Annotated in this window: 25 protein-coding genes; 5 read left to right on the forward strand and 20 right to left on the reverse strand. The window is 31.2% G+C overall.

Annotated features, from left to right (window positions below):
* Positions 1-26: 26 nt before the first annotated feature.
* On the forward strand, positions 27-1,889 hold the full coding sequence (locus Q0873_RS08130; RefSeq protein ID WP_299105863.1) for an ABC-F family ATP-binding cassette domain-containing protein: 1,863 nt from the start codon (positions 27-29) through the stop codon (positions 1,887-1,889).
* 319 nt (positions 1,890-2,208) lie between these two features.
* Here the strand turns inward: Q0873_RS08130 and Q0873_RS08135 are convergent, their stop codons facing one another.
* The 4 genes from Q0873_RS08135 to Q0873_RS08150 all read right to left on the reverse strand — a co-directional run bounded on the left by Q0873_RS08135 (position 2,209) and on the right by Q0873_RS08150 (position 5,143).
* Positions 2,209-2,799, reverse strand: coding sequence for a hypothetical protein (locus Q0873_RS08135; protein WP_299105866.1), 591 nt, complete (start codon positions 2,797-2,799; stop codon positions 2,209-2,211).
* Positions 2,800-2,943: 144 nt separating this feature from the next.
* Entirely contained in the window at positions 2,944-3,663 is a 720-nt protein-coding gene (locus tag Q0873_RS08140; protein WP_299105869.1) for a hypothetical protein, read from the reverse strand.
* Positions 3,664-3,748: 85 nt separating this feature from the next.
* Positions 3,749-4,165 carry a hypothetical protein gene (locus Q0873_RS08145; protein WP_299105872.1) on the reverse strand — a complete coding sequence of 139 codons (417 nt, stop codon included), beginning with the start codon at positions 4,163-4,165 and terminating at the stop codon, positions 3,749-3,751.
* A 261-nt stretch (positions 4,166-4,426) separates the two neighbouring features.
* Positions 4,427-5,143, reverse strand: coding sequence for a 3'-5' exonuclease (locus tag Q0873_RS08150; RefSeq protein ID WP_299105874.1), 717 nt, complete (start codon positions 5,141-5,143; stop codon positions 4,427-4,429).
* A 201-nt stretch (positions 5,144-5,344) separates the two neighbouring features.
* Between Q0873_RS08150 and Q0873_RS08155 the strand changes: the two genes are divergently transcribed.
* Entirely contained in the window at positions 5,345-6,043 is a 699-nt protein-coding gene (locus Q0873_RS08155; RefSeq protein WP_299105877.1) for a response regulator transcription factor, read from the forward strand.
* Positions 6,044-6,111: 68 nt separating this feature from the next.
* The gene (locus Q0873_RS08160; protein WP_299105880.1) at positions 6,112-7,155 is read left to right on the forward strand and encodes an ATP-binding protein; all 1,044 of its coding nucleotides are present in this window, start codon (positions 6,112-6,114) and stop codon (positions 7,153-7,155) included.
* A 242-nt stretch (positions 7,156-7,397) separates the two neighbouring features.
* Here the strand turns inward: Q0873_RS08160 and purD are convergent, their stop codons facing one another.
* From purD to rnpA, 4 genes are all read right to left on the reverse strand, one after another.
* Entirely contained in the window at positions 7,398-8,672 is a 1,275-nt protein-coding gene (gene purD / locus Q0873_RS08165; RefSeq protein ID WP_299105883.1) for a phosphoribosylamine--glycine ligase, read from the reverse strand.
* Positions 8,673-8,887: 215 nt separating this feature from the next.
* Entirely contained in the window at positions 8,888-10,567 is a 1,680-nt protein-coding gene (locus tag Q0873_RS08170) for a hypothetical protein (protein ID WP_299105886.1), read from the reverse strand.
* A 39-nt stretch (positions 10,568-10,606) separates the two neighbouring features.
* Positions 10,607-12,235 carry a S41 family peptidase gene (locus Q0873_RS08175; RefSeq protein WP_299105891.1) on the reverse strand — a complete coding sequence of 543 codons (1,629 nt, stop codon included), beginning with the start codon at positions 12,233-12,235 and terminating at the stop codon, positions 10,607-10,609.
* Between the two features lie 43 nt (positions 12,236-12,278).
* The gene (rnpA, locus tag Q0873_RS08180) at positions 12,279-12,665 is read right to left on the reverse strand and encodes a ribonuclease P protein component (RefSeq protein ID WP_299105893.1); all 387 of its coding nucleotides are present in this window, start codon (positions 12,663-12,665) and stop codon (positions 12,279-12,281) included.
* 79 nt (positions 12,666-12,744) lie between these two features.
* On the opposite strand from rnpA, the gene Q0873_RS08185 reads away from it, so the two are divergent.
* Both Q0873_RS08185 and Q0873_RS08190 read left to right on the forward strand, forming a co-directional pair.
* The gene (locus Q0873_RS08185; RefSeq protein ID WP_299105896.1) at positions 12,745-13,917 is read left to right on the forward strand and encodes an acyl-CoA dehydrogenase family protein; all 1,173 of its coding nucleotides are present in this window, start codon (positions 12,745-12,747) and stop codon (positions 13,915-13,917) included.
* A 15-nt stretch (positions 13,918-13,932) separates the two neighbouring features.
* Positions 13,933-14,607 carry a hypothetical protein gene (locus tag Q0873_RS08190; RefSeq protein WP_299105898.1) on the forward strand — a complete coding sequence of 225 codons (675 nt, stop codon included), beginning with the start codon at positions 13,933-13,935 and terminating at the stop codon, positions 14,605-14,607.
* 295 nt (positions 14,608-14,902) lie between these two features.
* Here Q0873_RS08190 and Q0873_RS08195 read toward each other — a convergent pair whose 3' ends face one another.
* The 12 genes from Q0873_RS08195 to Q0873_RS08250 form a co-directional block, all read right to left on the reverse strand.
* Entirely contained in the window at positions 14,903-15,457 is a 555-nt protein-coding gene (locus Q0873_RS08195; RefSeq protein ID WP_299105900.1) for a hypothetical protein, read from the reverse strand.
* Positions 15,458-15,557: 100 nt separating this feature from the next.
* A complete protein-coding gene (locus Q0873_RS08200; RefSeq protein WP_299105902.1) occupies positions 15,558-15,914 on the reverse strand; it encodes a hypothetical protein in 357 nt (118 codons plus the stop codon).
* An 88-nt stretch (positions 15,915-16,002) separates the two neighbouring features.
* Positions 16,003-16,935, reverse strand: a complete 933-nt coding sequence (locus Q0873_RS08205) for a CPBP family intramembrane glutamic endopeptidase (protein WP_299105904.1) — start codon at positions 16,933-16,935, stop codon at positions 16,003-16,005.
* Between the two features lie 88 nt (positions 16,936-17,023).
* Entirely contained in the window at positions 17,024-17,824 is an 801-nt protein-coding gene (locus Q0873_RS08210; protein ID WP_299105905.1) for an AraC family transcriptional regulator, read from the reverse strand.
* An 85-nt stretch (positions 17,825-17,909) separates the two neighbouring features.
* Positions 17,910-18,455, reverse strand: a complete 546-nt coding sequence (locus tag Q0873_RS08215) for a pyridoxamine 5'-phosphate oxidase family protein (RefSeq protein ID WP_299105907.1) — start codon at positions 18,453-18,455, stop codon at positions 17,910-17,912.
* Between the two features lie 17 nt (positions 18,456-18,472).
* The gene (gene glpK / locus Q0873_RS08220) at positions 18,473-19,954 is read right to left on the reverse strand and encodes a glycerol kinase GlpK (protein ID WP_299105909.1); all 1,482 of its coding nucleotides are present in this window, start codon (positions 19,952-19,954) and stop codon (positions 18,473-18,475) included.
* Positions 19,955-21,776: 1,822 nt separating this feature from the next.
* A complete protein-coding gene (locus Q0873_RS08225; RefSeq protein WP_299105911.1) occupies positions 21,777-22,454 on the reverse strand; it encodes a response regulator in 678 nt (225 codons plus the stop codon).
* On the reverse strand, positions 22,447-24,252 hold the full coding sequence (locus Q0873_RS08230; protein WP_299105913.1) for a tetratricopeptide repeat-containing sensor histidine kinase: 1,806 nt from the start codon (positions 24,250-24,252) through the stop codon (positions 22,447-22,449). Before Q0873_RS08230 ends, Q0873_RS08225 begins: the two co-directional genes overlap by 8 nt.
* 48 nt (positions 24,253-24,300) lie before the next feature.
* Positions 24,301-24,441 (reverse strand): hypothetical protein, encoded by a 141-nt coding sequence (locus Q0873_RS08235; RefSeq protein WP_299105916.1) that lies wholly within the window; start codon positions 24,439-24,441, stop codon positions 24,301-24,303.
* A gap of 570 nt (positions 24,442-25,011) precedes the next feature.
* The gene (locus tag Q0873_RS08240) at positions 25,012-25,197 is read right to left on the reverse strand and encodes a hypothetical protein (RefSeq protein WP_299105917.1); all 186 of its coding nucleotides are present in this window, start codon (positions 25,195-25,197) and stop codon (positions 25,012-25,014) included.
* A 35-nt stretch (positions 25,198-25,232) separates the two neighbouring features.
* On the reverse strand, positions 25,233-25,415 hold the full coding sequence (locus Q0873_RS08245; protein ID WP_299105919.1) for a hypothetical protein: 183 nt from the start codon (positions 25,413-25,415) through the stop codon (positions 25,233-25,235).
* Between the two features lie 537 nt (positions 25,416-25,952).
* Positions 25,953-26,483 (reverse strand): RNA methyltransferase, encoded by a 531-nt coding sequence (locus tag Q0873_RS08250; protein WP_299105921.1) that lies wholly within the window; start codon positions 26,481-26,483, stop codon positions 25,953-25,955.
* Positions 26,484-26,724: the final 241 nt, after the last annotated feature.

Below are 26,724 nucleotides of genomic sequence, written 5' to 3' on the forward strand. Positions count from 1 at the left end.
TGTTTCTTTGCAAAAAAGAATTTTAGATGAATTACCTATCAGTAGAAAACATTGCTAAATCCTATGGAGAAAGAGTCTTATTTGATGATATTTCTTTTGGAATAAATAAAGATCAGAAAATTGCTTTTGTAGCAAAAAATGGTAGTGGAAAAACATCTATATTAAACATTATAGCAGGAAAAGATACTCCTGATACTGGGCAAGTAGTAAGTAGAAAAGGAATTAATATTGCTTATTTAGCACAAGACAATAAGTTAAACCCTGAATTAACTATTGAAGAAACAATTTTTTCTACAGAAAATAAGATTCTACCCATTATACAACAGTATGAAAAAGCTTTAAATAATCCAGATGATACGGAAGCGTATCAGCAAGCATTTGAATTAATGGAACAACATAATGCTTGGGATTTTGAAACACAATACAAGCAAATACTATCTAAACTTAAATTGCATGATTTAACGCAAAAAGTAGCTAGTTTATCTGGAGGACAAAAAAAGCGCTTGGATTTGGCTGTTATTTTAATTAACAAACCCGATTTATTAATTTTAGATGAGCCAACAAACCATTTAGATTTGGAAATGATTGAATGGCTAGAAGCGTTTTTTACAAGAGAAAAAATTACGCTGTTTATGGTTACACACGATCGATACTTCTTAGAGCGTGTATGTAATGAAATTATTGAATTAGATAACGGAAAACTATATAAGTACAAAGGAAACTATTCATACTATCTTCAAAATAAAGAAGAAAGATTAGCACTAGAGGCAACCAATTTAGGTAAGGCTAAGAGCTTATTTAAAAAAGAACTGGAATGGATGCGTCGTCAACCAAAAGCACGTACCACAAAATCTAAATCTCGTATTGATGATTTCTTTGAAATCAAGAAAAAAGCAAAACAACGTAGGCATGAACATCAAGTTCAGTTAGAAATCAATATGGAACGTTTAGGAAGCAAGATTGTTGAGCTTCATAAACTGAAAAAGGATTTTGACGATAAAAAGATACTTGATGGTTTTGACTATGTATTTAAAAAAGGAGAACGAATTGGAATTATAGGGAAGAACGGAACGGGAAAATCGTCATTTTTAAATATTCTTACAGGAACTATTCCTGTTGATGGAGGAAAAGTGGTGGTAGGAGATACTGTAAAGTTTGGATATTATACCCAAAAGGGAATCAATATTAAAGAAGGTCAGAAAGTAATTGAAGTTATCAAAGAGTTTGGAGAGTTTATCCCATTAACAAAAGGAAGAAAAATATCTGCAGCGCAATTACTAGAACGTTTTTTATTTGATAGAAAAAAACAATACGATTTTGTTGAAAAACTTAGTGGAGGAGAACAAAAGCGATTGTACTTATGCGCTGTATTAATTCAGAATCCTAATTTCTTAATTTTAGATGAGCCAACCAATGATTTGGACGTGGTTACCCTAAATGTATTAGAAAGCTTTTTGTTAGACTATCCAGGAAATTTAATGGTGGTATCTCACGACCGTTATTTTATGGATAAGATTGTTGATTCTTTATTTGTGTTTAGAGGAGAAGGTGTGATTGAGAATTTCCCAGGAAATTACACTGATTTTAGAGCTTATGAAGACTCTAAAGTATCAGAACCCAAAACGGAGAAAAAAGTTGTAGAAAAGAAAGAAAAAGCACCTCAAAAAGGAAAGTTAAGTTATAATGAAAAACGTGAGTTTGGAGTTTTAGAGATAGATATTGAAAAACTGCAGAAAAAGAAGGTACAATTAGAAGCACAATTTACCAATGGAGAAATTCCAATGGAAGAAATTAATGATAAGTCTATCGAACTACAGCAAATCATAGAAAGCTTAGAAGAAAAAGAAGAGCGTTGGTTTGAATTATCTATGAAATTGGAAGGGGAGTAACGACGTATTTGTATAACTGTTGTTCCAGAATTAAAGTTACATATTTTGTTCAAAGTCCACTTTGAAATAACTTCTTGTTAAAAACTTTTTAGCAGGCTTAAATACCACATTTTTTATTTTATTTCGCTCAATTATTGGCGTTGCACTTAAACTTATGCTTTTAAAAACTGTATAAGTAAGATATATTCCTCCAATTAAGTAAAATCCAAAAAACACCCAATTTTGATTTTTAAAATCATTAAATATCGTATACCTTTAATTAAAGGTAACGTTTTGGCTAAGCTGCGTTTTAATGTAGTTTAGGTGGTGTTGTAAAACGTTATTTGATATTTATAGGCTTTGTTTCTGCTTCAAATACGTTACCATTCATTAATGTTAATGTTAATTTAAATTTCACATTATTTGCTGACTGGTTTTTGGTAGAGAACTCTATGTAAAATTCATTATAAAATTTAAAGGTTGAGTCATATTTATCTCTATAGTCATTGTTTATTATATCAATCCATTCACTTAACCTATGTCTTTTATAATTAGAATCAATACTCTCACCATAATCATCTGAAATAAGTCCGACATAGTCATAAATTCTAAAATTGTCAAGATCAATTTTTTCTCCAGCTATAGTATTAAAAATATTAGCATTTGAAACAATATTTAACTCTTGAATATTACTTTTGAGTCCTTTTTTTCTACTGATGCAATCTTTATCTTGTCTTTTATTAATTTCATTTATATTTAAACGAAGTTTAATTCTATAACTGTTAACATCAACATCTTTTAAGGAGTCAATTGCAGTAAGAAAAATGGAATTGGTTAAGTTTAATCCTGTAATTTCTGGTGTGCAGTAATTTTTACAAGCAAACAATAATTGCAACAAAATAATTGATGTTATATAATAGTGTTTTTTCATATGTTTTTATTAATGCTTTACAATGTTTTGTGTATGATTTGTTGCGATTTTTTACCGAATGTAATTAAAATTTATTTGTTTTTAGATTTAGCAGTATTTTCTAAATGGATAAAAACTAGCAATTAATTATACATTTTGTTATACCTATTTTATCTCTTCTTTTAATAATTCTTTTATCATTTCCTCAAGATATCCTTTATATTTTACTTCAGACTCAATACTTTTTCTGTTATTATTTAAATTAGGATATATTCTCATTTTATTATCACCTAAGAAAACTATTCTTATTTGTGGTTTATCTTCATCAATACCTTGTCTTTTAGCTCTTGATAAAATTAAAACAGACAATTGCGAACCTATTCGTAATGATTCATCAAGGTTAAATTTTCTCATTTCTTGAACTAACTTTAATTCATCTTTAGCCTCTTCATAATATTCAATTGAAAGACCTTGAATACGACTATTTTCGAGTATATCCCAACTTTCTATAAACTCACCTTTAATACCTTCTCCTTTCTGATAGTATTCAGCAAGTTTATTGAGTCTTATCTCAGGAAATTGAGTTTGTATTTTTGATGGTAAAGTTTTATTTAAGACCCAACTTTTTATTATTTCAACTTGCCTTTTAATATCATTACTTGATATTTTAAAAAGAGGACAATCATCCCATTCGAATTCATATTTAGGAATTTCGCTACTAAAATGGTATGGGTATATTCTACAACCTCTATCTTTGTCTTTTAACTCAATATGGTCTTCAAAACTAAAATCAGAAATAATATTTATTTTATTGCTATCTATTTTACGTAATTCATCACAATTTTTTAATATCTCCCATTGCAATAGTTCTAATTCTTTACTCATTTCAATCTTAATTTTTCCTAATTAGGTATAACGTTTTGGCTAAGCTGCGTTTTAATGCATTTTTACACTTTGTTAGTAAAGGTTTTTATTTATTTTTCCCATTGATTATCTCCCCGAAATTCTTAGCATCTCTAATTTCAGCTATCCATTCTAAGCTAATTTCTTTCGTAGCATCAGAATCAAACCTTTTAATTCCTCTTATTACATCCTCTTTAAAATGGTTTAATTCTATTTTCTTGGAAATTTTTTTAAAAATCAATTTTTCTCGATAAACACCTGGTAAAAATTTGAACCATTTTCTAAAAATACTTTGAGGAGGTTCGCTACCTACAACTTTGAATATTTTTCCTTTAGAGTCTATAAATTCCTTATTGAAAAAGTAGGTTTTGAAAATTTGTTTATCGGAAGAGTATATATATCCATCAAATAAAGGAAAAAGCTCCTCAGAGTCAATCCAAGTATTGGAATTAATTCTAATCAATGGATATTCTATTTTTTTCATAATTTTTTGCTAACTATGTTATATGCGTATAAAAAGTGTTGTTATACTCCTATTTTGAGTAGTATAAACGCACATTTTATGTTGTTTATTTAATTCTTAATTGAGTGCTAAATTAATTTTAGCACCTAGTATTTCTTTACGGATCCTCGTATAGAAAAAATATCATTAACTGGTTAAAAAATAAAAAGGAATAAGGAATTATTTCTTTCGCAAATTTCTGAGTCAAATGTATTAATTATAGCCAACAAAACAAAAGTAGGCTTATACACTTACTATTTGTTTTTCTGTAATTAAAGGTTTGTTTAAAAAACGAAGTAAGAGTTGTGCAATAGCAACAGTATCGCGTTCGCAATATTCAACAATACGAGGAAGATTTTGCTCTTCATAGTATACCTTGGCTACTTCACTACCATCAATATCTTGTTTAGGAGAAGGAATGTTTAAAATGTAGGTGAGTAGTTTTAAAGAAGTATAATGTTTATAATCTCCAAACTTCCACAATTCCATGGTATCCAAATGTGGAACCTCCCAAGGTTTTTTACCAAACAAGTTTAGTTTTTCAGGTAATTCAATTTGATGAACAATCATTCTTCTGGCAATAAATGGAAAATCAAATTCTTTACCATTGTGAGCACATAAAAGATGTTTTCTTTTATTAAAATGTGTGTCGAGCAATGATTTAAAATCTTTTAAAACTTGAACTTCGTTATCAGCATAAAAAGAGGTTACCCGAAACTCTAATTGTGTATCTCTTTCAACAAAGTAACCTACAGAAATACATATAATCTTTCCAAACTCTGCCCAAATACCTGCTTTGTGATAAAACTCTTCAGCCGAAAATTCATCTTTTCTTTGATATTGGGTTTTGTGTTCAAATAGTTCTTGCGCTTGGGTGGGCATCTCTTTCCAATGCTCATATTGAGGCACCGTTTCAATGTCTAAGAATAAAACATTCTGAATATTAATGGTTTTCAACATAGTGATGATAGCAATTTTTATATGATTAAATATACAAAAAAGAGGAAAACTATAGTGAGAAAGTGATTATTTGCGTACAGGAGGGTAAGAAAAAGGCAACAATGTTTCTACAACATTAAATCAACGTTAAGTTAGAATAGTAGGGGTCAGATTTATTATTTTATCGTTATTTTTGAGCAACAGATAATATTAAAAAATACTATGGATACTAGCGATATTAAAATTTTACTAGTAGATGATGAACCAGATATCTTAGAAATAGTTGAATACAACTTAAAAGCAGAAGGATACCAGGTTTTTACAGCAAACAATGGAGCAGAAGGTGTTAAAATGGCTAAAAAGGTTACTCCGCATTTAATCTTATTAGACATTATGATGCCAGAAATGGATGGAATTGAAGCTTGTGAAAAAATTAGAAATATAAAACCGTTAGAAGATGTAATTATATCGTTTTTAACGGCTAGAGGAGAAGATTACTCTCAAGTAGCAGGTTTTGATGCTGGTGCTGATGATTATATTACAAAACCAATCAAACCAAAGGTATTGGTAAGTAAAATCAAATCATTATTACGTAGATTAAAGACAGAGGAAAAAACAGATAGTACTACTAAGATAGGTGATATTGTTATCAATAGAGATGAGTATGTAGTATTTAAAGGAGATAAGAGAATTTCTTTACCTAGAAAAGAATTTGAGTTATTCTCGTTATTAACATCAAAACCAGGAAAAGTATTTAAAAGAGAAGTTATTTTAGATACAGTATGGGGTAATGAAGTAGTTGTAGGAGGAAGAACAATTGATGTACATATTAGAAAGCTTCGTGAAAAAATAGGAGATGAGTTTTTTAAGACAGTAAAAGGAGTTGGGTATAAATTTGTACTTGAGGGTTCAGATAAATAACCACTAAACTTAATAAAATTATGTAGATTGCCTAAAAGCAATCTACTTTTGTTTTATATATATACAAGATGAGAAAAATAAAAAAAACATATAGTTATGCGCTTTGGTCAGCGTTATATTCTACTTTATTGTCTGTAGCAATAGCAGTTTTGTCGTATTTACTTTTAATCAATTCACTAGGAATTGGGTCTCTGATTTTTTTTGCAATTGTAATGTTTATCGTGTCATTTTTTGTAATCCAATACAGAGCTGAACATTTTATTTATTTGCGAGTTAAAAAGTTGTATGAAGATATACCTATTTTAGATGTAGATGATTTGGAAAGAAAGAAGGTTACAACTGATGTTGAAGCGTTAACCAAAAGTGTACAGGAATATGTAGAAGAAAAAAGCGAAGAAATTGCCAATTTAACGCAGAGAGATTCTTTTAGAAGAGACTTTTTAGGAAATGTAGCGCATGAATTGAAAACACCATTGTTCACAGTACAAGGGTATATTTTAACGCTTATTGAAGGAGCGGCAGATGATGAGGTAATTAGAACGAAATATTTAGAAAGAGCTAATAAAGGAGTGGAACGATTAACTTCTATTGTAAAAGATTTGGATATGATTGCCAAATTAGAAATGGAAGGAATGAAAATGAATATAGAAAGCTTTAATGTTTTAGAATTGATACAGAACGTTTTTGATCTGTTTGAAATGAAAGCAAAGAAGCGTAACATCACCCTGAAGTTTGATAAGGTATATGAATTTCCACATCATGTAAAGGGAGATGTAGAGCGTATAGAGCAAGTGCTTATTAATTTGGTTGTAAACTCTATCAAATATGGTAAAGTAGGAGGAGCAACAACCGTTAGTATTGAAAATTATAACGCTAATAAATACGTAATTAAAGTAAGTGATGATGGAGAAGGAATTAAGCCAGAGCACCACAACCGTTTATTTGAGCGTTTTTATAGAGTAGATCAAAGTAGATCTAGAGAACAAGGAGGTTCTGGATTAGGGCTTTCTATTGTAAAACATATCATAGAAGCACATAACGAAACTATATTACTAAAAAGTGATTACGGAAAAGGTTCTGAATTTTCCTTTACAATAGAAAAAGCTTTATAAATAGTTTCATGTAAACTTTCTTCTTAATTAAAAAGTAGGTGATTCGATTACTTTTTTTACGTGAAACAACTACCTAAGTGTTGTTGATAATATATAATTTTACAACGTGAAAAAGTAATAAATAAAAAGATTGAAAAAGAAAGGGTATAATAAAGAGCTATGAATTATGCTATGAAATTCAACAAGTATTATTAAAAGACAAAAAAGGAAGCAATCGCTTCCTTTTTTTGTTTGTGTACTTTTTATGTTAAATCAAAACCGATGTCTTTTCGGTAATTCATTTTTTCAAAAGTAATTTTATCTATGTTTTTGTAAGAAGTGTTTAGTGCTTCTTGAATACTATCTCCAAAAGAAGTTATGGCCATTACTCTACCACCACTAGTTACTACATTACCTTCTTTTTCTGTAGTACCAGCATGAAATACTATAGAATCCTCTACAGTATCAAACCCAATAATTTCTTTACCTTTTTCATATGCTTCAGGATATCCACCAGAAACTAACATAACCGTTGTTGCTGTTTGTGGAGTTACTTGATATGATTTACTATCTAAAGTTTGGGTAGCTACTCCTTCAAATAAATCTACCAAATCAGACTGTATACGAGGTAAAACTACTTCAGTCTCCGGATCTCCCATACGAACATTGTATTCAATCACAAATGGATCTCCTTTTACGTTCATTAAGCCAATAAAAATAAAACCACGGTAATCTATTCCATCTTTTTGTAAACCGTCAACAGTAGGCTTTATAATGCGTTCTTCTACTTTGTTTAAGAAAGCTTCATCTGCAAAAGGAACAGGAGAAATAGCCCCCATACCACCAGTGTTTAAACCAGTATCTCCTTCACCAATTCTTTTATAGTCTTTTGCCGATGGTAATACTTTATAGTTTTTTCCGTCAGTTAATACAAAAACTGATAATTCAATTCCGTCTAAAAACTCTTCGATAACTACAGTAGAAGATGCCTCACCAAACTTTTCGTTGCTTAGCATTTCTGTTAATTCTTCTTTAGCTTCTTCTAAAGAGTTTAAGATTAAAACACCTTTACCTGCTGCTAATCCGTCTGCTTTTAAAACATAAGGAGCATCTAGAGTTTCTAAGAATGATTTTCCAGCTTCTAAAGTGTCTTTTGTAAATGATTGGTAACGTGCAGTTGGAATGTTGTATTTTTCCATAAACTGCTTAGAAAAATCTTTACTTCCTTCTAATTCAGCACCATCTTTTTTAGGTCCGATTACTGGAATATTTTTTAATTCCTCATCAGCTAAGAAGAAATCATGCACTCCAGCAACTAAAGGAGCTTCAGGTCCAACTACAACCATATCAATTGCATGTTGTAAAACCGTTTCTTTAACTTGAGTAAAATTAGTTGGACTAATGTTAATATTAGTAGCAATTTGCGAAGTACCCGCATTCCCTGGTGCTACAAATAAAGAGTTGATTTTGTTACTTTCAGAAAGTTTTTTAGTAAAAGCGTGTTCTCTACCGCCAGATCCTAAAATTAGAATGTTCATTATGTTGTGTTGTTGTGTTGTGCTTGCAAATATAGAATAATACCAATTCTTACTTAAACAAAAAGACCTCTTTTACGTAAAAGAGGTCTTTTTTATATTCTTAATAATCGCTGAGCGATTAAAAATGTCATTGCGAGCAGAGCGTGGCAATCTATATATTTATAGTTCTTGATAAACAGATTACTTCACTTGGTTCGTAATGACGTATAGTTTTATTAAAATATCTGTTCTAGTATTTTTTGTGTAATAGCATAGGTTGGTGTAACTCCGCTCATTCCTAATCCTCCAGAAGCAAGTGTTGCACCCGTTTCTAATGGGTTATCTGATGCATAGTACGCGTAACGAACTTTTATATCTTCAGAAACATTTCCTCTAATTCTAGAAGCCGATTGAATTGCTTTTTGATAATGAGCACCTTCCATTTCTAATCCGATTACATTCCAAGTAGAATCGTGGAAGAATTTCAATAAATCTTTATTTTGTAATGAAGTTCCTAATACAGTAACCATAGCACCATCAAAAACTTCCACACCAAATCCTTCTAAATCTTCTTTAGCTAATTCGTTTTTAAACGGATAGTTATCTGCAGTTCCTTCGAAAATATGTGAAGAAGGAATCATAATATCTCCTTTACCTCCTTCTAAAATACCTGCTTTACCCATTATTGAAACAGATCTTACATCTAAATGAACAGCTTTTCCACCAGTTTTATATGGTTTTAATAATTCATCCATTGTTTCGTAAGCTTGCTCACCAAAGGCATAGTCCATTACAATAATTACTGGATTTTCTCCTACTGAATGTACTTTGTTAAAAGCAGTAATATCTAAGTTGATCTTTTGGGTGTCTATGATTTGAACATTAATATTGGTTCCAGACGTATCTTTTAAATAAATCAACCCGTTTTCAGAAGCATAATTTTTAACTGCTTTTTGTAAAGGTTGACTGTTTGAATTACTTAGTAATTCAAATAATTCAAAGTTTTGATGCTTTTTTGCTTCTTTTTCAAGAGCATTTGGTGCATAAATACTGTTTAAAACACTGTGCATGTTAGCACTAATAATGTGAATTGGCCTTTCTAATAAACCATTTTCAGCCATGGTTTTCTTAATGTTGTTAGCCCAAATTTCACCGTAAATATGATGTCCGATTTCTTCGTTTAACACAGAGCTAAACTTAATAGAACGTTTTTGATCAAATAATACTTCGTTAATAGCTAATTTACCTAACCAATAAATTAGATGGAAAAATCTATTAGGATTTTCTTCTGAAGAAAAAGTATTGTAAGCATCATATACTTCATCATATGTTCTACCTAAAATACCACCTAAGTGTACAACCAATACATCTTTTTCTTCATCGGTAAGAGAACGGTTATGTAAAACAATATCTTCTAAGTGATTCCACTCTCTGATAAATTTTTCTCCATTACCAATAATTACTCTATCCTTTATTTTGTGAGATTCTATAAATAAAAAAGTAAGGTGTGTAAGAATATCATAAATCTCCGAACGACCTCGGGTAATTTCAATATTCATTTGATCCTTATCAATTCTATAACAATTTCTTCTTCTCTTAGGAGGAATAATTGCTTTGAATTTAGAATTTCTATATCCTTCGTCTGCGGTTAAATTAATAAACTGACATTCTTCAATTCCTTCAGGTAAACGCTCAATAACATATACTAAACCATTTAATTCAGTTTTGTTTTCAGCAATAGAACCATAAATTTCAGGACGAAGTGAAAGAAGAGATTTACGTAAAGTTTCACCCGAAACCCCCATAGGCTTATAAAAACCACGACTAAATAAGTGTCGCATTGAAATATATAAACGTTCTATGGCATTGGTTGATTCTTGGGCTCTTGTACGTTCTTTATTTATAGATTTTGACATATGTTTTTTGATGTGCAAATATACAAAAAAGTTGATTTGCTATTTTTTATTTAAAATTTGGTTGTATTTACTTGAGTTGTTTAACAAGGCTACAGCTTCTTTAATGGTATTATCATTTTTAAACTGGTATTGGTACAAGCCTTCAAGATAAAAAGCATGTTCTACAATTTCATTCTGAATTTTTTCCATTAAAAGATCTTTATTCTTTGCTATACTAGCAACTTTTTCTTCTTTCAATGTTTTAGTAATGGCATTGTAATTACTAGTTATAGAAGTATTGTTTTTTGAAGCTTTATATGCATCTTTAAACAACTTTTCTTGTTTAGAAACAAAAGAGGTATCAGCTGTAATTAAATAGTTTTTAAACTGATTAAAATTGGTGTTTGAATATTGGAAAGTTTCCGAACTTAGATTAGGTTGTTTTCTTATAAAATCAATCGCGTAGTTAAAAATTGCTCTTGATTTTAATAAGTTTTCTGTGTCTTCTGTTTTTTCTGAATATTGAATTTCAACATCGGGCATTACACCACCTCCATCATATACCGTTCTTCCGTTTTCAGTTTTAAAAGCACTAACTGTACCTTCTGAAAACTTTGGTACTTTACCTGTTTTCGAATCGCGATTTGCATAATCTAATTCCTGAATACAACGTCCACTAGGAGTATAGTACTTAGAAATGGTAATTTTCATTTGTGTACCATAATTCAAATCAAAATAGCGTTGTACTAGACCTTTCCCAAAAGAACGCTCTCCCATAATTACACCTCTATCATAATCTTGTAGCGCTCCCGAAACAATTTCAGAGGCAGAGGCAGATCTACCATTAATTAAAACAACAATAGGCATTTCGGTATCTAAAGGATCTCTGTTTCCTTTGTAAGACCTACTATTCGCTTTTACTTTACCACGAGTATCTACTATTTTCTTTCCTTTTTCTATAAAAAGGTTTACAATATTAATGGCATCAAATAAAGAACCTCCAGGATTACTTCTTAAGTCAAAAACTAACTTTTTCATCCCTTTCCCTTTTAATTCTTTAAAAGCATTCCTTACTTCTTCAGCTGCTCTTGAGGCAATAAAACGAGTTAAAACAATATATCCAGTATCTTCATTAATCATTTCATAAAAAGGAACCGGATTAACAATTACTTTATCCAATTTTAAAGAGAAGTTTTTAGAAACACCATTTCTATCAATCTTGATACTTACTCCTTTATTTGGAACTCCTTTAAGTACTTGAGATAATTGATTTCTTTCTAATTTTTCTAAATCTTGTCCGTTTACATTGGTAATTAAATCACCTGGTTTTATACCTGCTTTATCGGCAGAAAATCCTTTATAAACATTTGCAACAATAATTCCTTTTTTGGTATAATAGCTAGCAATACCAATACCTCCATACTCTCCTTCCCTACGAATACGAGCATCTTCTACATCTTGTTCGTTGTAAAAATTGGTATACGGATCTAGATTTTTTAACGTGTTTTTAATCGCTTTGTCGGTTAAATCACCCGGATTAATTTCATCAATATAATTGATGTTTAATTCTTTAAATAGGTTGTTATAAATTTCGATTTGTTTCGCAATTTCAAAAAAGCGATTTTGAAATGAAAACAAAAATGAAATCGTCACCAAGGCCCCGATAAAAAATAAATTCCTTTTTTTCATATCTATTGGAGTTGAAAATTAATTTAAGTAAGAAAAAATGTATTTAACTTTTTTCTTTTTTGGAAATGTCTTGTACAAAAAGAGTCAATAATTTCGTCATTTTATGCTCAATATTGGCATATTCCCATTCTTCTTTTGCAAGATAGGAAATCATGAACACATAAGGTTCATCAATATTGTTATAAACTGTTAATTTTTCTTTTCGATATGCCTCTCTAAGTAATCTTTTAATTCGGTTTCTATCTACCGCCTTTTTAAAATTCCTTTTAGGCACAGAAACCCCAACTTGTGCAGGGTAATTTGAAGTGTGTTCAGATTGTATATATACCATGCGAAGTGGAAAAACTTTAATTGATTTTCCCTCCTCGTATAATTTACCTATTAGCTTTCTGCTCTTTAATCGTTCCTCTTTCCCTAACGTAAATCTCATAAAATACAAACATACGGAAACCATAGTTAAAAATCATTTTTTTAATTACATTTGGAAGAATTCTAAAACTCAAACAACTATGGATTTATTTCAAGCTCCAGATTATTATAATATAGACGATTTATTAACAGAAGAGCACAAACTTGTAAGAGATGCCTCTAGAGAATGGGTAAAGAGAGAAGTGTCGCCAATTATTGAAGATTATGCACAACGTGCAGAGTTCCCAACTCAAATCATTGGTGGATTGGCAGAAATAGGAGCTTTTGGCCCATATATACCAGAAGAGTATGGAGGAGCAGGATTAGATCAAATATCATATGGTTTAATTATGCAAGAGATTGAAAGAGGAGATTCTGGAGTACGTTCTACTGCGTCGGTACAATCTTCATTAGTAATGTACCCAATTTATAAATACGGAACAGAAGAACAACGTAAAAAATACTTACCAAAATTAGCATCTGGTGAATGGATGGGGTGTTTCGGTTTAACAGAACCAAACCATGGATCTAACCCAGGAGGAATGGAAACCAAGTTTAAAGACATGGGAGATCATTACTTATTAAATGGTGCTAAAATGTGGATTTCTAATGCTCCTTTTGCACAAGTTGCTGTAGTATGGGCAAAGAATGAAGAAGGTCGTATTCATGGATTAATTGTTGAGCGTGGTATGGAAGGTTTTTCAACACCAGAAACACATAATAAATGGTCATTACGTGCATCTTCAACTGGAGAATTGATTTTTGATAATGTTAAAGTTCCAAAAGAAAACTTATTACCAAATAAATCTGGTTTAGGAGCTCCATTAGGATGTTTAGATTCTGCTCGTTATGGTATTGCTTGGGGTGCTATTGGTGCTGCTATGGATTGCTATGACACTGCTTTACGTTATTCGAAAGAGCGTACACAGTTTGGTAAACCGATTGGGCAATTTCAATTACAACAAAAGAAATTGGCAGAAATGATTACAGAAATTACCAAAGCACAGTTGTTAGCATGGAGATTAGGAGTATTGCGTAACGAAGGTAAAGCAACTTCTGCACAAATTTCTATGGCAAAACGTAACAATGTAGATATGGCAATTAATATTGCTCGTGAAGCGCGTCAAATGTTAGGAGGAATGGGTATTTCTGGTGAGTATTCAATTATGCGTCATTCTATGAACTTAGAAAGTGTAATTACCTATGAAGGAACACATGATATTCACTTATTAATTACAGGATTAGATATTACAGGATTAAACGCTTTTAAATAGTTAAAATAAATTGTTATGAATATGAAATTTAAATATGGTTTGGTTTTTTTCTTTGTTTTTTCTTTGGGGGTTTTTGCTCAAAGAAAAGATTTTGCAGATGTTAATATGGACAAGCTTTTGGAAGAAACACAAATATCTAGTAATTCCGATGCAAACATGGAATTAGTTTGGTGGATACCAACGGAGTATTGGCAAGTAGCATTTTCGCAAGACAAGTCTATAAGTAAGGCCGAAAGAGAAATGATTATAAATATGATCAAAGAATATGTCTTTGTGGTATTTATAAAAGGAGAAATAGGAGTGTTTGGAGGAATTACTTATGAAGATAAAGAGTTGGTAAGAAAAAACTCAAACGTTTTTTACAATGGAAATATGCTTAAGAAAATAAAAGAGAAGAACCTTCCTACAGATTTACAAAACATGCTTAATTTAATGAAGCCAGTAATGAAGAATATTATTGGACCATTAGGAGAAAATATGCAATTTGTAGTCTTTAAAAATGATAAGAAGAATGCTATAGATTCTTATAAAGAAGGTACGGTATCTTTTGAGTTATTTAATTTTAAACCAGAAGTAGAATTGCCTTTGGGAAGTTTACTTGTAGAAAAGAAATGCGAAGAAGGAAATAAATTATACAATGGTAAATGGGCGTATTGTCCATTTCATGGTAAAGAATTGGTAAGTCAATAAACCTTAAGTAGAAGATAAATAAAAAAGGATGTGTACATACACATCCTTTTTTTTAACCAAAAAACTATTGCTTTTTCTTGCCACTATTCACCAATAATAATAGGGCAGTAATCAAACCAACACATACTAAACCGAAAATTATTATCATTATGGTTCCATTGGTCCATGAAACCAAAGGGATATTAATCAACTGTATCATTGTCAAATATATTTACTCCAAAAGTACAGTGGGTTCTTGGTTTAAAACATGACTTTTGTCAGGTTAAGGATTAAAATAAATAAAGGAAGTAAAGACTTAGTAAACAGGATCTATTTGCTCCCAACCATTTTTAGTTTTCTTATAGTAATATATATTATCTAGTCCTGTGCCACACAATAGATAAGGTTGATAACGATAATCTCGTATAACAGCTGTTTTTTTCTTGGAACTATAAATGGGATATGCCAAATTATGAACATATTCATTGTTAAATTTTGTCTTCCATACCTTTTTTCTATCATTGGAATCACCTTCGCAAAAGAAAGCACAATATTCATCCCAGTCTATAAATTCAATCCCTTTTACGTTTTCTTTCTTCCAATACTTTTTTACAAAAACAGGGTAGAATGGAATAGAGTCTAAGCGGTTGAAATAAGTGTCAGGTTCGAGCTTAGTAAATTTTAATTTTATGGATTTTAATTGCCTGCTGTTAACATAAACTATAGAGTCATAGTTATACGATATCTTAGATAGATGCTTATTGATAACTTCATAAGCATCTTTTTCTGTAAACTCTTGTTTTACGTTTTGTTTCTTTTGATGACAGCTTAAAAACATAAAAGCAGTCAATATTATAAGTGTCTTTTTCATAAAATACCGAGCAATTATTGATTGTTAAACATAGCTTTTAACACATCAACATTCTTTTTTAAATCTTTTTATAATCTAAACCAGGTCCGTCGCAAGCTTGTCACGTACTAGAAAAGGAGCTATTAGAGGTTATGTTCATCACTTCTTTTAAATTTGAAGTACAAGAACCTATAATAGAGCTTTCTAAATTATAGGTTAGTTCTAAAACCTTTTCATTTGGGGTAATATAAGCTTTATACACACCATATGCTTTTTTAATTACACCTTTGGTATCTCTAGTTTTCTCAAAAGTTCCATTGGAGTTAAAAACATAGGTTTCCTGATATTCCATATCTGCTCCTGTCGTTTGAGAATTAGGAGTGCTTCCACTCATTTGAATCAGTTTCCATTCTCCTAAAATGTCGAACGCAACAGGTTCGTTTTCATTACAAGAAACGAACAAACATATACACACCAAAAGAATCAATTTTTTTAACCATAATTAGCTTTTATTAAAAGATGGTGGCAATCAATAAAGGTTGCGTAGTAAAGTTAGAGAAAAAGATTTACACAATCGACATTTTATAGTTTTCTTCAATAGAAGGGTTTACAAAGCCTTTAAGATTATAGCGTTTTTTCCAAAGTAAAAGTAAACCAAAAGCGATAATATCTAATAATATAAATAAGACACTTCCTTCAGCACCAAAAGTTCCTCCTGTGATCAAATTATCGAGGATGCTAATTTCCATGATACTGGCTTTAGCAATATTTCCACTTATTGCAAATCCAAAAACAGCTCCTTGGAAAAAATTCCAAGACAGGTGCATTCCTATAGACATCCCTAGCCTACCTGTAATTAAGAATGGTAAACACATTATAATAGCATCTAAACCTAAATTAATAGTAGACATAATAGTGGCTCCAGTATTATCTATATGAGCAATACCAAATAATGGAGCAATTAAGAAAAGAATGATTAACGCTCGTTTTACAGGATCTTTTTTAAATGTTCTTAATGCCTCATAAACAACGTAAAATAAGAAAGCTCTAAAGAAAATTTCCTCTACACTACTTCCAATGATTAATCCGAAAAATTCAGAAACAAAAGCACTCATAAAAGCATAATCAGGAGAACTAGTGGTAAAGAAATTTGTAATGGTAAGATTACCTGTTAGGTATAAGAACATAAAGAAAAGTGAGAGTTGTATGATTGGGATTAAAAAACCAAAAGAGAACTCTTTCATCCAGATTTTATTTATTCTCAAACCATACTTTTTAAAGGATGATTTATCGAGGTATTTAACTTGTATGTATAAGCTGGTAAGAACAGATAATAAGTAAATAGATGCAGACACATACCCTCTTAAAAACCCCTGTGGCATAAGACTTTGTAAAAGAATTTGTAAAGGAATATTGATTAAAAAGGTTATTGATAAAAAAATCACCAATCGCCATAATGGACGAACTTTGTTAAGAGAATTGAAAATAAGGTTACGCATATTATTTCTTTTAAAATGAATTAATTAAGCGCAATGTACAGGTGATTTAAATCTTAAAATAGAATGAAATTAGCCAGGGCTATAAAACTTATATTTTTCTAATTTCCTTAGGAATAAAACCTAAATACATTTTGAAAACTCTTGTCATATGACTCTGATCAGAAAATCCGCTTGCATAAGCAATTTCTGTAAGAGACATTTTGGTATGAAACAAGTATTCTAGAGCTCTTTGAACTTTTACTTTTCTCATATAATCTCCTAAAGATCCTCGATAGTATTTTTTAAAATACTTAGAGATCGTTACTGGGTGTACATTTAAAATTTTAGACAATTCTTTTAGAGAAATAAACTCATTATATCGATCTTCAATAAGTTCTCGAAGTTGATCTACCCAAATAGGTTTATAAGATGAAATAGCTAATGGAGTAAATAGCAAGGTTAAGGAAGACTTAATGCTCTCTTTTGTATAAACATCATCCACATGTAATTCCTTATAAATTTTAATAAGCTCAAGATATGCTTCTGTTTGATGAGTGCTCGAAGAGTTTAATTGATGAAAACTTAAATTATTTTTCACAAAAAACTCTTTTTTTAATTCGAGATTAAGGTTTTTAGAAGGAAAGGCAGTAAATCGATTTCTATGAATTTCACCTTGGTTATAGGCCATAATTTTTCCTGGAGTAACCTGTCTGTCTTCTTTTTTTCGAGATTCAAGATTTCCTCCTTGTAAGATCAATGACAAATGAATGTCTTCATGAGAATGCCATTCTTCTGATACAGGTTTCGTATAATTCACTACGGAAACATCACAAAAATCTAAATGAAATTTTTTATTGGTTGTACCTAGAAAAGTGTTCGGCTTTAATTTTAATGCTGTATCTAAACTCATAGAGTATCCTAATGTAATTACTTGAAAAACGATTAGGATATGTTCTTGTTACAGTTGGTTTTTTCTAGATGGGGTTTGTCTGGGACTATTCCTCGTTAAATTTCGTTTTTAACCCGTCAATACTTACTTTGTTTCGATCTTCCCAATATTGTTCAATTCCTTCTTCACCTTTGTCTTTAGCCCAGTCTAATAATTGATTACGCTCTTCTTTATATTCATAAAAAGGAATAGACATACCACAAGATGTTTGCACACTTTCTATGGCAACATCAAATATTTGTCGCGTTCCTTCTAATTTTGGAAATAAATCAATCAAATCATTCCATTCAGCATCGGTTGGAAGAATTTCTTGTGCTTTTCCATATAAGCGTAAAATGTTGGGCGCTCCTTCAAAGGCACAAAACATGATGGTTATTCTATTATCTTCAAGTAAATGCGCTGAGGTTTCGTTACCACTACCGGTTACACTTAACCAAGCAATTCTGTTTTCATTAAGAATTCGAAAAGAATCCATTCCTTTTGGAGAAAGATTGATGCGTCCATTTTTAGGAGCTGTTGCTACAAAAAACACTTTTTGTTTTTCGATAAACGTTTGCATTCGCGTTGGAATTTTCTCATAGAATTTAGCCATGTTGTTGTATTTAAAGTTTAGTCAATCCAGTCTTTGGTGCGTTCTACAGCTTTTTGCCATTTTTTATAAAGCTTCTCTCTTTTTTCTGAAGAGAATGTAGGTGTAAAATTTTGATCTATTTTTCTACGTGTAAGAATATCTTCTTGTTTCCAAAGCCCTACACAAATACCAGCCAAGTATGCAGCACCCATAACAGTCGTTTCAATAATTTCTGGACGCTCTACTTCAGTATCTAAAATATCAGCCTGAAATTGCATTAAATAGTTGTTTGCGCAAGCACCACCATCAACCTTTAAAGAAGTTAAGGTAACTTCACTGTCTTTTTGCATCACATCTAATATATCTTTGGTTTGGTACGCAAGTGCATCTAGTGTAGCTTTAACCAGGTGGTTTTTTCCAGTATCTCTTGTTAAACCAAATACAGCACCTCGTGCGTACATATCCCAATAAGGAGCTCCTAAACCAGCAAAAGCAGGTACTACATATACTGGGTTTTCTCCTTCAACTTCTTTTGCAAAAGCTTCACTTTCTTTGGCGTCTTTTATAATTTGTAAACCATCTCGTAACCATTGAATGGCCGATCCTGCCACAAAAACACTTCCTTCTAATGCATAATATACCTTGTTGTCAATACCCCAAGCAATGGTCGTTAGCAAACCGTTTTTAGAATATTCTAATTGATCTCCGGTATTCATCAACATAAAACAACCTGTTCCATAGGTGTTTTTGGCTTCTCCTTTGTTAAAACAAGCTTGTCCGAATAAAGCAGATTGTTGATCTCCTGCAATACCAGCAATTGGAATTTGAATTCCATCTATCTCATAATTTCCAAAATGATACGAAGAAGGATGTACTTCTGGAAGCATGCTTTTTGGAATTTCAAGTTCCGTAAGTAGTTTGGTGTCCCATTGTAAGTTTTTAATATCATAAAGCATGGTACGAGAGGCATTGCTATAATCGGTAGCATGTACCTTACCATTGGTTAAATTCCATAGTAACCAAGTATCAATGGTACCAAACAATAAGTTTCCTTTTGCTGCTTCTGCTCTAGCGCCTTTTACATGGGTTAAAATCCAATTAACTTTAGTGGCAGAGAAGTAGCTATCAATAACCAATCCTGTGGTGTTACGAACATGATTTTCTAGGCCTTTTTCTTTTAGATTTTCACAAATATGAGCAGTACGCTTATCTTGCCAAACGATTGCATTGTATACTGGTTTTCCAGTGTTTTTATTCCAAACAACGGTAGTTTCTCGCTGATTGGTAATTCCTATACCTGCAATTTCAGAGGGTTGTATGTTTGCTTTTTGTATGGCTTTTTTTAAGGTGATAAGTTGTGTTTCTAAGATTTCTTCAGCATTGTGTTCTACCCATCCCGATTGCGGAAAAATTTGAGCAAACTCTTGTTGATGCATTGCAATGATTTCTCCAGATTCATTAATAATTACCGAACGAGAACTAGTAGTACCTTGATCTAACGCAACTATATATTTTGCCATGTATTTGTTTTACTTAAGAGATTAAAACAGCAATTTACGATTTAAAGTGATGGAAATAAAAAAACCGTCTTGATAAATTTATCAAGACGGTTTTTACCCCTTTTAGTAAGTTTTACTAGTGTCTTAAAGCGTAACTAGCACCTTTACCAAATTCTGCTAAAGTAGCTAATACATCGCTTAACACACTTGCAGTTTTTTTAAGTAAAATTTTCCCCATTTTTACTAAAATTTAAATAATTAATAATTCCCCTTTCGTTCAATAGAACATTACAAATATAAGACAGTGAATCAGGTATTTAAAAGGGGATTTCCGCAAATTAAAAGGGAAAAATCCGCAAAGCTAAGTGGTTGTTAATTAAGTGTATAAACAACAAAACTTCTAGTTTCCTAGAAGTTTGTTTTTCCCCTTAAAAAATCCCCTAAACCAACATTGCTATTGGCTTAATGTGGGGCAAATATAGAAGTGGGTAATGGCTTTAAAAACGGAATATCCGAAGTAATTCGTGTAGTTTTCCGCATGCTTACATTTTGCACATAAAAAAACCTTTTGAGTTTCCTCAAAAGGCCTTGATTTTTCTTTTTTAAAACTTTTCCGAATGCTAAAAGATAATACTGCTTTTTGCTTTGAAACGGAATTTTTATGGTGTTTTCGACATGCTCAACTAAGAGCAGTTTATTAGTGTCTTAAAGCATAGCTAGCACCTTTACCAAATTCTGCTAAAGTAGCTAATACATCATTTAATACACTTGTTGTTTTTGTAAGTAAAGTTTTCCCCATTTTTACTAAGATTTAAAATATAATGTTTCCCCTTTTGTTCAATTGAACACTGCAAATATAGAAGAGGTTTAGGGTTCGTTAAAGGGGATTTCCGCAAGCAGAACAGTAGAATTCCGCAAGGTGTTTTTTTAGTTGTGGTAGGTATATAAAAAAACAAAACTTCTAGTTCCCTAGAAGTTTGTTTTTTTCCCCTTAAATTTATTAAAACCGAATAGTATTACTGGTTTATATGGGCAAATATAAAAGGGCTTTTAGTTTTTGAAAACGGGATATCCGAAGTATTTCATGTAGTTTTCCGCAAGCTTGTATTTTGCGTATAAAAAAACCTTTTGAGCTAACTCAAAAGGTCTTGATTTTTCATTCTTTTTAAAACTCTTTCCGAAAGCTAAAAGGTAGTACAACTTTTTGCTTTGAAACGGAATTTTTATGGTGTTTTCGACATGCTCAACTAAGAGTGGTCTATTAGTGTCTTAAAGCATAGCTAGCACCTTTACCAAATTCTGCTAAAGTAGCTAATACATCATTTAATACACTTGTTGTTTTTGTAAGTAAAGTTTTCCCCATTTTTACTAAAATTTAAAATATAATGTTTCCCCTTTTGTTCAATTGAACACTGCAAATATAGAAGAGATTTAGGGTTTGTTAAAGGGGATTTCCGCAAAGAGAACAGTAGAATTCCGCAAGGTGTTTTTTAGTTGTGGTAGGTATATAAAAGAACAAAACTTCTAGTTCCCTAGAAGTTTGTTTTTTTCCCCTTAAATTTATCGAAACCAAAATAGTATTACTGGTTTGATATAGGCAAATATATAAGGGTGTTTAGTTTTTGAAAACGGGATATCCGAAGTATTTCCTGTAGTTTTCCGCAGGCGTACATTTTGAGCATAAAAAAAGCCTTTCGAGTTTCCCCAAAAGGCTTTTTTAGTCTTTTTTCCCTTCTTTTTTCAGAATTTTTCCCAAGTGACAAATAATTCTGATACAAATGTATTGCGATTCTTATTGTGGTAAAAAGGGATATCCGAAGGTTAAAATGTGGTTTTCCGCAAACTAGTCTAAAATGCCCAATTCTTTTGCTTTTAATACCAAATCGGTATTGTTTACTGCGTTTAAATCGGTTCTTAATTTCGCTAATTTACTTTCTATAGAACGTCCTTTAATAGGAGTACCATCTGCTTTTTTAATAACGCCTTCCATATTGCTAATTTTAGCATGTTTAGGAAGTTCTTTAAGTATTTGAATGGCTACTTCATCCATTTGAATTTCAATCAATGCTCTTTTTAAAAGCTTTTGATGTATCTCATGTGTGTAATAAACCTCATTGGCTAACATTTTTTCGATAGCAAAACGAAGTTCGTTGGTATTACAGTTTCCTTTTAAAATATAGGCAGACGGGTTTAAGTTATGAATAACATTATACACTCTGTTAGTTTCAAAATGTCCGGTAATAACTCCTGTTTTTACTGGGATTTCTGCTTGTTGAATAGCATTAATCAACGCTTCACCACCATCTAATACTGAGTTTTCTGTGGTGTTGTCAAAACTTAAGTCTGTAAATAGGATATGAAATGGATTGATCGCTTGATTGGCCTTTATTTTTGAAAAGGCTTCATCACAAGAAGAAGCGGTTTCAATGTCTAAACCGTCAATTTCTTTTAAATACGATAAAATTCCTTCAATAATTAGTTGATGATCGTCTACAATTAGTATTCTAGTTTTTTCAGGCATTTAAAGGTATTTGAATATGTATTTGGGTTCCTTTACCTACTTCACTTTCAATGTTTAGCGTTCCGCTTAACTCCTCAACACGTTCTTGTAGGTTTCGTAAACCAATTCCTTTTTTGCTTTTAGTGGTATCAAATCCTGTACCATTATCGGCAATGCTCAAAAATACATATTTTTTGTGTATCGAAAAATCGATAGTAATTAAGTTTGCTTCTGCATATTTTTTACAGTTTTGAATGCTTTCACGAATACTTAAATACAACAACCTTTTTATAGCACTGTTTACCTGAGTCCAATCGTGTTCTTGTAAACCGTTTACTTTAATTCTAAAATCTAATGAAAAGTAATCACTAACTAAGTTAATAATTTGATCTTTAAAAGGTACCTTTTTAAAGCTTACACTACTTAACTGGTGTGATAAATTACGTACGTTTTCTTTAACATCATTCAATTTAGAAGCTTCTTCAAAGAGTTGCGATTTCTCTAATTTTTGATGCAGCATACGTAGATCACCCGCAACTTCATCGTGTAACGACTTGGCAATTTGCTTACGTTCTTGCTCACGAGCCGAGGCTTTTTGTAATTGTGCTTCAAACAACAAACGCTTTCTTCTAAATGTAAAGAAAGAGACACTAAAACCAAATAATAACAAAATACTGGCAGCAACTAGCCAACCAATAATGGTTTGTTGTTTTTGATATTCATTATCAATTTTTAACTGAACGTTTTCTTTTTCTTTTTTTTCTGTTTCGTATCTAATCTTTGCAAATTGATTTTTTTGAATACGTTCTTTTTGAAACAAACTATCGTTTAAGGCAATGTAATCTTTTAAATATTGCTTGGATTGAGATCCATTAGTCAATTCAGAAAGGTTATCCAGTGCTTCAAGCCATTTTTTATTATTGCTTGTTTGTTTTGCATACTTTAAAGCTTCTTGGGCATGAAACAAAGCTTTTTTAGTATCATTGTTATCTTTATAATAATTTGAAATATTAATTAGTGTCAAAGGAATATCGCTAAAATTGTTTAAACCTTTTCTTATTTTAAGTACTTGATTATACTGTTGTAATACATTTTCTTTTTTACCTATAGAATAATTACTGAAGGCTAAATTTTCTAATAACAAAGCATAGTGATTCGGGAATTTTTGAATGATACTATCAACATTTAGTCCTTTTTGAAAATAAGTAATGGCCTTATTGTGTTTTCCCCTTTTTTGATATAAAAATCCTAAGTTGTTGAGAACATAAAGGTATTCAATAGGATTATTGTTTAAGTTGTTTATTTCTAGTGATTTTTTATAATATTTTAAAGAGCTATCTATTTGATCTAACTCTTCAGAAACTATACCTAAATTGTTATAGGTTGTAGCTAGAAGTTTTTGTGAATTTATCGGTTCTAAGAATTTTAAGGCTTGTATTGATGTAATTTGGCTTCCCAAAAAATCTTTTGTATTCCTTTGTAATACTGCTATACTTAATAAACGTCCTCCAACAGCCGACGAATCGTTTAGTTTTTCGGAAATATTTTTAGATTGATGATAATAATAATACGTGCTATCCCCTGTGAATTGAATTTTATGTATAAGAGCCTTGTAATGGTAGTATTTAGCTAAAGCAGAAGAATCTTTATCTTTATTGAATATTTTTAACAACTCATATGTGTTTTTTTTAAGTTCAATAGTATCTTTAGCGTAATAGGCATCTAATCCTTTTTTTATAATAACGTCTTTAGAGTTTTGAGAAAAGGAAAAAAAGGTATAGAGTGAGAAAAAAAGAAAGAAGAAAAGACGTGAATACATGTTTGTATATAACCAAAAAGCCATCAAATTTTGATGGCTTTATTTTAATTATTTTAATTTACCACCGTCACCGTCACCACTACCTGTTCCACCACCACCAGTGTTTCCACCTCCGGTTTTATCTGTGTCTCCTCCTCCTGGGATAATATTCATGGTTAATTTTGCTTGTTGTAGTAATACATTTTTCATAATAAAGGTTTTTTACGTTAAAATTAAACTGTCTCATAGGGGAACACATCGACTAAAATAGATGTTTCTTCCTAATAAACCAAGGAATAATGGGAATTTCACAGAGTGGCTAAAATACTACTAACCTAGGTTACTAAGGTACTAGATTGCGGTTCAGCTTTCTATTGAGTGTTTTAAAGTTTGAGGATGAACGAAAATTTTCGTTAGATTATAATGATTCTAAGTAATTTTTTACTCTTGAATGGCGATGATTAGGGCGATTGTTTCACATCGCTCAGCTGAGCGATGTTTGTAATGAAAGAAATGTCTGTTCGAATGATTTTTCTGACTAAAAGGAAAGAAAATAGTATCGAGAACTATTGTACGAGCTTTCTTCTCGACACAAAATTATATTTCGCTTACTACATATAATTTCACTCAAAGTGACATTTGAGTTAAGAGTTAAAAAATAACAGATTACTTCACTTCGCTTTTACTTCGTTCGTAATGACGAGCTGATTTTTTGTTTCGTCATTGCGAGGCACGAAGCAACCTTATTATTTTTGTTTTGAGGGATTATTTTAGGAGTATTTATTCATCACCTGTTTCGGTGTTACCATCACCACCTCCGGTTCTAGATTCTTGACAATATCCTGGTTGATCTTCTTCAAAACAATATTGCTTATCCCGTTCTGTACCAGGAACCTCTCCACCGTTAATTAATTGTTTTTCTGATGTACTTAGAGGACTCCCTAAGCTTGAAATATCTTTTAACATAATTTATTAATTTAGTTTTCTTTTAGAGGTGTTTTTTATACATGATCACCTCCAGTATTACCTACTCCACCAGTTCTAGATCCTTGACAATATCCAGGTTGATCTTCTTCAAAACAATATTGTTCATGCCATTCTGTACCAGGAACTACTCCGCCGTTAATTGTTTGTTTTTCTAATGTACTTAGAGGACTTCCTAAGTTTGAAATGTTTTTTAACATAGTTTACTTGTTTTTTTATTGGTGAAAGTAGAACTAATTTTATAAAAATTAAAGTACATTTTTTCATTTAATAGATTACTTCATCTTAAACTTCGTTTAGGTATCTTCAATCAAAATATATTTTGACTTCAATAATCCTCGTAATGACGAGTTGTTTTGACGTCATTGCGAGGCACGAAGCAATCTTATTATTTAGAGTTCTAATTTGGTAGATTACTTCAGACTGTTTGGGCTAAGTTCGTCATGAAAATAATGTCTGTTCGAGTGATTTTTCTGACTAAAAGGAAAGAAAATAGTATCGAGAACTATTGTACGAGCTTTCTTCTCGATACAAAATTATATTTCGCTTACTACATATAATTTCACTCGAAGTGACATTTGAGTTAAGAGTTAAAAAATAACAGATTACTTCACTTCGCTTTTACTTCGTTCGTAATGACGAGTTGTTTTGACGTCATTGCGAGGCACGAAGCAATCTTATGATTTGGAGTTCCAGTTTGACAGATTACTTCACTTAGCTTTATGTGTAACAACAGATTAACTTCTCATCTTCGTAAACAAATCCCATAATACCACACCACAACTTACTGAAATATTTAAAGAGTGTTTGGTTCCTAATTGCGGAATTTCAATACAGCCGTGTGAAGCAGAAACTACATCTTGTTGCACACCTTTTACTTCATTTCCAAAAACAACCGCATAAGTTTGATTGTTTTCTGTTTTAAAAGTATCGAGCATGGTAGCATTTTCGGCTTGTTCAATAGAAAATACCTGTACACCTTGTTCTTTTAATTTTTCTACTAATTCCAAAGTATCTTCCACATATTCCCAAGCAACCGATTCCGTTGCTCCTAAAGCTGTTTTATGTATTTCCTTATTAGGAGGCGTTGCGGTAATTCCGCATAAATAAATTTTTTCAATTAAAAATGCATCCGAAGTTCTAAAAACCGAACCAATATTGTTTAAACTTCTAATGTTATCTAACACCACAATAATTGGCGTTTTAGATGCTTGTTTAAACTCATCTACACTAATTCTACCTAACTCGTTGTTTTTAAGTTTTCGCATGTTTTATTTTTAATCTATACAAGTCATTGACACTGGAAGTAAGCAGTCTTTCTTCTTGATACAAAATGTTATTTCGTTATAAACTAAAAGATTACTTCGTCGTACCTTCTCGTAATGACAATCTTTAATTTGTTTTGTCAATCAATAATAGTAATATAACCTTAAACCTTAAACCTTAAACCTTAAACCTTAAACCTTAAACCTTAAACCTTAAACCTTAAACCTTAAACCTTAAACCTTA

The sequence above is a fragment of the uncultured Tenacibaculum sp. genome, assembly GCF_947498805.1.
In the GTDB taxonomy this organism is placed as follows: Bacteria; Bacteroidota; Bacteroidia; order Flavobacteriales; family Flavobacteriaceae; genus Polaribacter.